The 572-nt window shown below is 29.2% G+C and carries 1 protein-coding gene; it reads right to left on the bottom strand.

Annotated features, from left to right (window positions below):
• Positions 1–342: hypothetical protein (locus FBF73_RS09890; RefSeq protein WP_206146688.1), on the bottom strand; the 342-nt coding region annotated here is incomplete at its 3' end.
• Positions 343–572 lie beyond the last annotated feature (230 nt).

Genomic DNA, 572 nt, shown 5'->3' on the forward strand with positions numbered 1-572 from the left:
GTTTAATTTAATTGATTGAGTCTGAAACATAGGTTCAGAATTACTATCATTATCCGTAGAATCAGTAGGACTTGAAGCATATGCTCTAATGAATTCAGCATCTTCTGCAGAGAACGGTTCCTCGATATCATATTTTGAATTAATTTCTTGGAATCTATCTGAAACTTGTTCATCAGATAAATTTTTATTACTTTCATATGTAACCTGGCTTGGATCAATTGGTTCTAGACTTTGGTTTGATTCTTCATTTGTGCTTGCATATGAAGAAGTTGGTAAACTGAAAATTCCTAATAACAATGCTAAAGTTACAAGTATAGCACTTACCTTCTTAATGTAATACATAAAGAAAATTCCCCCTGTTTTTTATTTTTCAGTCTCTAAATTTAAGCTACATTAGTCATACTAACATAACTATCCAAAAATACAATATATTTATAAAAATTTTATAAAATAGAATTTATGTAATTTTATACCTTAAGAAAGGATTATTAGACTAAACGAAACCATTAGTGTAATGAAGGTTGAGCGGTTTTGTTGTAAAAGAAAAAGCAGGCTTAAGCCTACTCCTATTG

It is taken from the genome of Streptococcus mitis, assembly GCF_005144795.1.
GTDB lineage: Bacteria > Bacillota > Bacilli > Lactobacillales > Streptococcaceae > Streptococcus > Streptococcus mitis_BB.